This window comes from Streptomyces sp. ST2-7A, from assembly GCF_021390475.1.
Classification (GTDB): domain Bacteria; phylum Actinomycetota; class Actinomycetes; order Streptomycetales; family Streptomycetaceae; genus Streptomyces.
In genome coordinates this window covers 1-1,740 of record NZ_JAJUWS010000084.1, presented here as the reverse complement: position 1 = coordinate 1,740, position 1,740 = coordinate 1, and the positions used below count along the sequence as shown (strand labels likewise).

The 1,740-nt window shown below is 68.2% G+C and carries 1 protein-coding gene; it reads right to left on the bottom strand.

Translation table 11 applies throughout. The features are described 5' to 3' along the window. Positions 1 to 52: 52 nt before the first annotated feature. The gene (locus LZF96_RS26280) at positions 53 to 1,609 is read right to left on the bottom strand and encodes an ISL3 family transposase (protein ID WP_233877369.1); all 1,557 of its coding nucleotides are present in this window, start codon (positions 1,607 to 1,609) and stop codon (positions 53 to 55) included. Between the last annotated feature and the right edge of the window lie 131 nt (positions 1,610 to 1,740).

Below are 1,740 nucleotides of genomic sequence, written 5' to 3'. Positions count from 1 at the left end.
GGCTCTGGATCACTTTCCGTGCCAGGGCCACAGAGGGTCACCACAACCGCGATCATGAACGGGCTCGCGGTGCGAGGAGCACCCGCTTGCGCAGCAGGTCGAAGTTGGCCCGGCCGAACATCTGCCGCTTCAGCATCTTGATCTTGTTGTTGTGGCCTTCGACCGCACCGGAGTTGTAGCGGAGACTCAACCCGGCGACAACCGCGTCGCGGTCCTGACCGAGGCCATTGATGAAGCCGTGCAGGGCGGGCAGGTCGTCGGCCCGGACGCGCTCGATCCACTGGTCGAGATCCCGGCCTTGGAGGTTGTTCATGAGCTCGGCGAAGGCGCGGGTGTGTGCGGCGGTTCGGTCGAGCTCGGGGCAACGGGCGAGAATCGCCTTGAGCCGCTGGGTCCGATCGTCGTCCAGGTTGTCGGGGTGGCGGGTGATCCAGCCGGTCACGTCCCGGACAGACGGGCTCTTGCGGGGTGGATTGTCGTGCGGAAAGGTTTCACGGAGCTTGTGCACGTACTTCTTGACAACGCTCTCGCCACCGGGATAGCCGCGCTCGCGGACCTCCTCGAACAGGCGACGGGCGACGGTACAGCCCTCGGACCACCGTTGGTGCAGGTAGGGCTTGTAAGGATCGAGGATGCCGGAGCGGCCGCTCCACCGGCCGACCAAGAGCTCGTCGGCGGTGTCGGCGTGGGCGAGGCGGCGAACGGTGTTGCGGGCCAACCCGAGCCGGCGGGCGATCGGCCGCAGCCCAACTCCCTGGTCGAGCAGGGACCGCACGGCCGCGTGCTGTTCGCGTACCCGGTCGGAGAGTCGGCCCGACTGCCGAGGTTCGGCCGCGGAGCATGGCTCCGGGTCCGCGGTCTCCAGAGGCGGAACGGGGTGAACCGGACCGGGCTCCTCCGGCTCGCGGAGCAGGGCCCGGTGCCGGATGACCGTCTTCTCGACGGCTTCGGCAAGGTTTTTCCAGATGTGCCACCGATCGGCGACATGGATCGCGTCCGGGGCACCGAGTCGTCCGGCCTCGGCGTATGCAGCGGAGCGGTCCCGGCAGATCACTTCGACGCCGGGGTGGTCCGCGAGCCATTGGGCCACCGTTGAGGTGGCCCGGTCGGGCAGCAGGTCGACCGGCCGGCGGGTCTCGATGTCGATCAGGATCGTGCCGTAGCTGTGCCCCTTGCGCAGGGCGAACTCATCCACCCCAAGCACCCGCGGGGTGAGCGTCCCGGGTTCGGGAAGGCGGCGTATCAGCCGCAACAGGGTCGACCGGCTCACACCGGCCGCGAGCGCATCCGCCAGGCAGGCGCCGGCCCGGCCGGCCAACATGACCGCGAGCCGCTGGAACACCGTCTGCAGACCGGTGCTTCGCCGTCCGTATCGGAAGGTCAACCCGTCGATCTGCTCGGCGAACGTAGCCTGCGAGCAGGCGCGTTCGCCACAGCGGAACCGCCGGGCCCTTAACTCGATCACGACGGGACGTCCGCCAACCGCGTTATCGGCGAGGCGACGCACGTAGCGGCTGTGCACCCGGGCCGACGCGCTTCCGCAGGCGGGACACGCAGCCCGCTCCGCAGATGCACGGGCTCGAACGACTAGCAACTCACCGTCGACCACGACGCTTTCAATCACGACGCCTTCAACCCGGTGGAACCACAGGTCCTGGAGAGACAGATCACCCACAGCCGTTCATGATCGCGGTTGTGGTGACCCTCTGTGGCCCTGGCACGGAAAGTGATCCAGAGCCA